At 48.9% G+C, this 7604-nt stretch carries 7 protein-coding genes and 1 other RNA gene; 7 read left to right on the forward strand and 1 reads right to left on the reverse strand.

What is annotated here, in order from left to right:
• Positions 1-14 precede the first annotated feature (14 nt).
• The 6 genes from MiSe_RS34955 to MiSe_RS34980 all read left to right on the forward strand — a co-directional run bounded on the left by MiSe_RS34955 (position 15) and on the right by MiSe_RS34980 (position 5765).
• Positions 15-527: a pentapeptide repeat-containing protein gene (locus MiSe_RS34955; protein WP_226588874.1), complete on the forward strand. Its 513-nt coding sequence runs from the start codon at positions 15-17 to the stop codon at positions 525-527.
• Complete coding sequence (locus MiSe_RS34960) at positions 518-1750, forward strand: 5-(carboxyamino)imidazole ribonucleotide synthase (protein ID WP_226588876.1); 1233 nt, start codon at positions 518-520, stop codon at positions 1748-1750. The genes MiSe_RS34955 and MiSe_RS34960 overlap by 10 nt, the downstream gene beginning before the upstream one ends.
• A gap of 210 nt (positions 1751-1960) precedes the next feature.
• Positions 1961-2146, forward strand: a non-coding RNA gene (gene ssrS / locus MiSe_RS34965) — 6S RNA.
• Between the two features lie 200 nt (positions 2147-2346).
• The gene (locus tag MiSe_RS34970) at positions 2347-3546 is read left to right on the forward strand and encodes a M16 family metallopeptidase (RefSeq protein WP_226588885.1); all 1200 of its coding nucleotides are present in this window, start codon (positions 2347-2349) and stop codon (positions 3544-3546) included.
• A gap of 126 nt (positions 3547-3672) precedes the next feature.
• The gene (locus MiSe_RS34975) at positions 3673-4974 is read left to right on the forward strand and encodes a M16 family metallopeptidase (protein WP_226588878.1); all 1302 of its coding nucleotides are present in this window, start codon (positions 3673-3675) and stop codon (positions 4972-4974) included.
• Positions 4975-5048: 74 nt separating this feature from the next.
• Positions 5049-5765 carry a peptidoglycan-binding domain-containing protein gene (locus MiSe_RS34980; protein ID WP_226588879.1) on the forward strand — a complete coding sequence of 239 codons (717 nt, stop codon included), beginning with the start codon at positions 5049-5051 and terminating at the stop codon, positions 5763-5765.
• Positions 5766-6552: 787 nt separating this feature from the next.
• Here the strand turns inward: MiSe_RS34980 and MiSe_RS34985 are convergent.
• A complete protein-coding gene (locus tag MiSe_RS34985) occupies positions 6553-7398 on the reverse strand; it encodes a metallophosphoesterase (protein WP_226588881.1) in 846 nt (281 codons plus the stop codon).
• Between MiSe_RS34985 and MiSe_RS34990 the strand changes: the two genes are divergently transcribed.
• Positions 7393-7604: hypothetical protein (locus MiSe_RS34990; protein ID WP_226588884.1), on the forward strand; the 212-nt coding region annotated here is incomplete at its 3' end. The genes MiSe_RS34985 and MiSe_RS34990 overlap by 6 nt on opposite strands.

A 7604-nucleotide genomic window follows, 5' to 3' on the forward strand; every position in this document is an offset into this window, starting at 1 on the left:
TACAGAATCAATCGATGAAAGAGCGCGATTTAATACAATTAAACTTTCTGATGGCGGCATTCTTGTTGGCGCTAATCCTCTGCTGCTTTCCATCTCCAGCACAAGCTTACCCCTATACTCCACCCCTGTCCTTCAGTAACGCTCAACTGCGGGGGCGCGATTTTTCCGGTCAAACGCTACAATTGGCAGAGTTTTCCAATGCGAATTTGGAACGGGCGAACTTTAGCAACGCCGACTTGCGGGGCGCGGTTTTGAGTGCTTCCATATTGCTGGCTGCCAATTTGCACGGGGCGGATTTGACCAACGGGCTGGTAGATCAGGTAAACTTTACAGATGCCGATCTGAGCGATGCTGTTTTGGCAGAAACCATTTTGCTGGGGTCGATCTTTGACGGTGCGAATATCGCCGGGGCTGACTTCAGTGAGGCAATTTTGGACCCAACTCAAATTAGACAACTTTGTGCCAAAGCAAGCGGCGTGAATTATAAAACAGGTGTAGCAACTCGCGAGTCTTTGGGATGTCGATAAAACGTTTAGGTGTAATAGGCGGTGGACAGTTAGCTTGGATGATGGGGAACGCCGCCTCGTCCTTGGGAATTGAATTGGTGATTCAAACTCCCCATCAAACCGATCCGGCAGTGTCTATTGCATCGGATACAATCTTTGCTGCCGTTGATGACGCCTCGGCGACCGTCAATTTGGCACGTCGCTGCGAGGCGATTACGTTTGAAAATGAATTTATTAATCTGGGCGCGTTAAGGTTGCTAGAAGAGTCTGGCGTAGAGTTTCGCCCCAAATTAGACTCAATGGTCCCATTATTAGATAAATACGACCAACGCTGCTTCTTGCAGGATCTCGGTCTAACCGTGCCGCGATTTGTCGCTATCCAGCAAGTACCACTTCCCGAACACGAAAGGTATACCGATGAAGAACTCGCAGCAATGGAAGCACAGGAGAAGGATTTTATTCCCCCACCTCCTCCCGAACCCCTACCCGACACCGATCCGCGACTTGTCATAAAAGTGCGACGCCTGGGTTATGACGGTCAGGGAATCTTTATCGTGGAAGAAAAAGAAGAATTCTGGAATGTTTTGGATCAATTGGGACAAACGCCCGCAATTTTAGAACAATTTATTCCCTTTGAGCGGGAATTGGCGGTTGTTGCTGCTCGTTCCCAAGAAGGTGAGATTGTGGTTTATCCGGTGGTGGAAACTCAACAGGAAAACCAAGTTTGTCGGCGAGTGCTGGCTCCGGCTGATATCTCGTCTGCTGTCAAGGATGAGGTAGAAGCGATCGCGCGCAAGATTCTAGATAAGTTACAAGCAGTCGGCGTCTTCGGCATCGAGCTATTTTTAACCGCAGAAGGTCAAGTAATAGTTAACGAAATCTCGCCTCGCACCCACAACAGCGGACACTACACCATCGATGCCTGCAAAACCTCCCAATTTGAACAGCACCTGCGCGCCGTCTGCGGTCTGCCCCTGGGCGAGGTAGACTTGCTCAAACCCGCTGTCATGGTGAATTTACTCGGTTACGAGCATTCCCAAACCGAATACTACAGCCTCAAACGGCAATTAATCGCGGCGATCCCTAACGCCCGCATCCACTGGTACGGCAAAACCGAATCTCGCCCCGGACGCAAACTAGGCCACGTCACCGTTTTGCTCGACGAACCATCGGCAAATCAACGGGACCAACTGCTGGAACTCTCTCGCCAAGTCGAGTCTATCTGGTACGGGGAGGAAAATTGAAGCTGGGTGAGCAGGTGAGCAAGTGAGCGGGTGAGCGGGTGAGCAAGCGAGCAAGTGAGCAAAGGAGAATGTACATTCAAATTCCCCTCTGCCCACCTGCCCTCTGCCCACCTGCCCACCTGCCCCTCTGCTCACCTGCCCCCGATCGATTGTTTTCCCGCGCTAACAATTTCCCCCTTCCATGCCAGGACACCCTATAATGGAATACAGGTTCTCCTACAGCGTTGGTGACTGCCAATAACGTTTTTTGATCTATGCTCGAACAATAAGGGAACCAAGATGCTTTAGTTGCAGTAGACCGGGCGAAAGTACCCGGAAACTTAAAACAGAAGCCAAGCGTACCCACCTGGTTTAACCAGGTCATAAACTGAGGTAAAACGGCGCTGCGGGAAACCAAAAATAATCAAAATCCTCTGTCCGAAAGACAGGGGATTTTTTGTCATATTTTGTATAAATTGATCCGAATAAACTTTACAATAAGCGCTACCATAAGTGAAATTCTATTGCACAAGGGTTTGAAGCTCAAAGTTTTATCGCAATGGCAAACCGTGACAGCCTTCCCAGCCGATATATTTAAGCTGGATAACGGATTAACGATGATCCACCAGTACATTCCCGCCACACCAGTCGCGGTAGTGGATGTATGGGTAAAAGCGGGCGCTGTCAGAGAACCAGATCGTTGGTCTGGAATGGCTCATTTCCTCGAACACATGATCTTTAAAGGCACTGACAAAGTGCCTCCAGGGGCATTTGACCAAGTGGTAGAAAATACGGGGGGAATGACCAATGCCGCCACCAGCCACGATTACGCCCACTACTTTATTACCACAGCCGTCCCTTACTTGGAAGATACCCTGCCCTATTTAGCAGAACTGCTGCTGGGTGCATCGATCCCGGATGATGAATTTGAACGGGAACGGGATGTAGTCCTAGAAGAAATTCGCGGTGCTTACGATAATCCAGATTGGTTGGGTTTCCAAGCACTGCTGGAGAGCGTTTACCAGTGTCATCCTTACGGGCGTCCCGTTTTGGGAACGGAAGAAAAACTTTGGCAGCACTCGCCAGAAGACATGCGCCGCTTCCACGCTTGTCACTACCAACCGGAAAACATGACCGTGGTGGTGGTGGGGGGAGTGAGTCAAACCGCAGCATTAGAACTGGTGAATCAGTCGTTCCAGAATTTTACGACCCGATCTGATTGTCCCCGGTTTGAGGCAGAAGCCGAACCGCCGATAACAGAAATTCGCCGCCAAGAACTGTGTTTACCCAGGCTAGAACATGCTCGCCTGATGATGGGTTGGGTTGGTCCAGGGGTCGATCAAATCCGCGATGCCTACGGTTTAGACTTAATCTCGGTATTGTTAGCAGAAGGGCGTGCTTCTCGTTTAGTCAAGGAGTTGCGGGAAGAATTGCAATTGGTGCATGGGATTAGCAGCAGTTTTTCGCTTCAGCAAGATTCGAGTTTGTTTACCATTGGCGTACATTTAGAACCGCAACACCTCGAGAGAGTGGAAGCGCTGATATGCTCACGCCTCTTCGAGTTGCACAACCAACCCGTAACCGAAGCCGAAGTAGCACGGTGCAAGCGCCTGCTGTGCAATGACTACGCCTTTTCTACCGAAGCCCCCTGTCAACTCGCAGGACTCTACGGCTACTACAACACGATTACCTCTGCTGAAATTTCAGTCACTTATCCCTACCAAATACAAAGTTTTCAGCCCTGGGATATTCAGCAACTAATCCAGCAGTATATTTCCCCAGAACGCTATGCCGTAACTGTCCTAAAACCGTTTTGAGAATTTCAAATTTGAGATGGCAGATTTCAGATTTGCAATTCAATAAAGCTCGGCGAGCTACAATCTGCAATCTTCAGATTGGGGATTTTAGAAGTAATTTAAATCTGCAATCTTCAGAGAGTTAAAATGGAAAATTACGTGAATCAACAGGAGAGAAAATCTCTACTGAACCGCACGCTACAGCGAACCGTTTTAAAGAATGGCATTACAGTTATCGCAGTGGAAAATCCCGCCGCCGATATTATTGCAGCGCGGATTTTTGTCGGTGCTGGAAGTCGGTGCGAGTCTAGAGAAAAAGCCGGGTTGTCTCACCTGTTAGCATCGGTTCTGACTAAGGGAACCCCAGGACTAGATGCAGCGGAAATTGCCGAAAAAGTCGAGTCTTTGGGCGCTAGTTTAGGAGCAGATACTACCGCAGATTATTTCTTAATGAGCGTGAAAACAGTTTCGGCAGATTTCCCAGAAATGTTGGAATTGGCAGCCGAATTGTTGCGAAATCCCACGTTCCCCGCATCAGAAGTAGAATTAGAACGCCGCTTGACTATTCAGGCAATTCGTTCGCAACAAGAACAGCCATTTACCGTCGCGTTTGAACAGTTGCGCCACGCTATTTACCAAGATCATCCCTATGCTTTATCGAGTTTGGGAGATGAAACGACGGTATCGCAACTGAGTCGCGAGGATTTGCGACGGTATCACGGCACTTACTTTCGCCCGGATAATCTGGTGATTACTATTGTCGGTCGCATTGTACCGGAGCGCGCGATCGCATTAGTAGAAAAAGTCTTGGGCGACTGGGAACCCCCGTCAACCAGTTTACCTGTCCTCTCCCTACCAGCGATCGCTCCCGCGCCCCGCAACAGCTTCGTCAAGCAGCAAACTCAGCAATCGATTGTGATGTTGGGATATCTCGCCGCATCGGTCAAAAGTCCCGACTACGCAGCGCTGAAATTGCTCAATACTTACTTGGGGAACGGTCTTTCCAGTCGCTTGTTTGTAGAATTGCGGGAAAAACGCGGCTTGGCTTATGAAGTGTCGGCGTTTTACCCCACGCGCTTAGATGAGTCCCACTTTGTAGTTTATATGGGAACGGCGCCGGAAAATACGGCGATCGCGATCGTTAGTCTGCGCGCCGAAGTCGATCGCCTCTGCCAAACTATTTTAAGTGCCCAAGAACTGCAAGCGGCTAAAAATAAACTGTTGGGTCAGTATGCTTTAGGTAAGCAAACCAACGCCCAAATTGCCCAAGTTTTAGGCTGGTACGAAATTATCGGCTTGGGAATCGAGTTTGACGACAAATTCACCCATACCGTCGCCGCCGTTACCCTTGAGGAAGCTCAAGCCGTCGCCTGCCGCTATTTTATCGAGCCTTATCTATCTGTAGTCGGGCCAGCTGAGCAGGGTAGCACAGGCGTCTCGCCTGTGTGAGCAGGTGGGAGATCAATCCAAGCAAACGGTAAACTCTGATCGAGGAGTTATGCTCGTGGATTGGAGGTAGTATCTTGAGTTTACTAAGAAGTAAAAAGCATTTCTTGCCCCTGCTTGGGAACAATAACGCAGACAACAGACAAAAGAAAGCAACTCGGTTGTGGCAGTGGTGTTTTTCTTTTACCTTTTTACTTTTTACTTTTTACGTGCCTCAGGGTATTGCCCAGACTGCGCCTGTCACTAGCGGCACAAGACCGATACTGAGAACGGGGAGTGAGGGAGCGGCTGTATCGGAATTGCAAGCAGTTCTGAAACTGTTGGGGTATTATACGGGCACGGTTGATGGAGTGTATCGTGAGAGTACAGCGCTCGCAGTGACTCAATTTCAACGCGCCGCTGGTATCACCGCCGACGGAATTGTTGGCGCTGCTACTTGGCAGCGACTGTTCCCCCAACCCTCACCGCCGTCACCCTCCCCATCTGCCGCAACCCCTTCAAATGCGGCTTCTGAACCGTCCTCCCCTACCAATCAACCAGCAACCAACAACCAGGCGGCGGCAAGTACCCCACAACCTGCCATCAGCAATTTACCCGTTTTGAGAGTAGGAACGCGCGGCCCTGCCGTGTTTTGGTTGCAAACGCGACTGCAAGCCACCGGGTTTTTCCGCGGCCCGGTAGACGGTATTTTTGGCGAAGCAACCGAAATTGCTGTCAAAGCCGCTCAAGAAAAATTTCGGCTTCCCCCCGATGGCATTGTCGGACCTGCCACTTGGAGGGTTTTATTGCCTTGAGCCATCTCATTAATTGATCGATCTTTTGTTGCACCAACGCGGGTAGGGACGCATCGGTAAGTTTTGTCGTTTGTCTCCAAGTCAGGACTTACGCACCACGAGCCTAGAAACCCGGTTTCGACCGTCGAACGCGAGTGCGGAAGGGAGGCATATCTCTGATTCCCAAACCCACGATTTTTCGGATCGCCCTTTGTTTTTTTGCCTAAGTCCTGTAGGTAAAAACTACTATGAACCCCCATTCATATTTGGGATAAATTGTCAAGAATATTAACAAACACTTGGTTATTTTGAAAAAGTTAAAAGATTATAAAGTTTAGTAAATAGTGATTGTTTTGCAAAAAAGAAGGTGCTAAATTAAAAAACATAAGGCACAAATGAAAAAGATATTCAACCAAAACTCCTGGATTTAAGCCTGTGCCTACCCGCTCTAAATCCAACGCAACTAACGCTCGGTTCAAGCTTCATCGTAAAAGGGATATAGCGTTCGGCATAGTGTTTTTGAACTAGTGTTTTTGAACGCTCCAGAGTAACTGTCTGAATCGACGGAGGTGAGAAAAAAGTCGGAAAGCGAAAGTTGCGCGTCAAGTCCACCTTAGTTGAGTTAAATCGCTGCTTTATTTGGAATTAGCTTCTTATTGTTCGTTTCACCTCGAAGTAAAACCCGCCTAAGTCTACTCAGTCTTTCCTAAAGTAGATGGGCGGGTTTAAAGTTTTAGGATGGGTAATGGGTAATCGTTAAATAAAGCTAGCAATTAGCAATTAGCAATTAGCAATTAGCCATTAGCCATTAGGGATTAGCAATTAGCCGAATTACCGTAACTTCTGGGGGACAAAACAGGCGTCCGGGTAGATAGGTTCCCAAACCTCGATTGACGTAGAGTAGGTTTGTGCCAACTCTATGCAGTCCTTGCACCCATTCCCAATGGCGAACAACTTGTAAACAAGTGCCGAGATTAAATGGCAGGATTCGCCGCAGTGGTTGGGGAATGTAGCGGAGAATTATTTTGAGATTTCGCATATAATGCACCGCAGGCCCTAGTCCGGGAAGCCAGATTTGACCGCCGTGGGTATGTCCGGAAAGTTGCAAATCGACGCGCCAAGCCCTCAATATCTGGGCGGTATCGGGATTGTGGGATAATACGATGCGAGGAATATTTGGATCTAGTTTATCCATTACCGTCGCGGGTAAAAATTCTTTTGACCACTTATCGGCGATTCCTACCAATGCTAATCTTTCTCCCAAGGGGTAAGCGACTTGATTGCAAAGGACAGAGATGCCGATGCTACTCAAAGCGTTGGTAACTTCTGCTTTTGAGTGGCGATAATAGTAGTCGTGGTTGCCTAAGACGGCATAGATTCCAGCGCGACTTTGCAGGTTTTTGAGTCGCGGCACTAGGCGGTGAATCGGTTTTGGGTCATCGGTGACGTAGTCGCCGGTGAGTAGAACTAGATCTGGTTTTGCTTGATTGCTAGCTTGTATCGCTTGTTCTAGCAAGTCATCAGACAATCGCAGACCATCGTAGTGGAAATCAGATAGTTGTACTAATGTTGTGCCTGCTAAGGATGGGGGTAAATCGGCGATCGCAACCGTTATCTGTTCGATACTCAACGCCCCGGTGAGGATACTGTGCATAATGCTGCTGCTTGCTCGCTAGAAAAGCGACTCCAGCATAACCTATCGGTCTTACTGCTATGTGAACTACCCGACGCTGATCGCAAAGCGATAGAGCGCGGGCTTCCCAATTCATCAGCAACAGCCTTGACCGTAGTGGACTTGCGACCATACGGTTTTGGTCTTACATTGCCTCCTTGGGCAGTAGCGCTGGTTCCCAACGCCAA

It is taken from the genome of Microseira wollei NIES-4236, assembly GCF_020521235.1.
In the GTDB taxonomy this organism is placed as follows: domain Bacteria; phylum Cyanobacteriota; class Cyanobacteriia; order Cyanobacteriales; family Aerosakkonemataceae; genus Microseira; species Microseira wollei.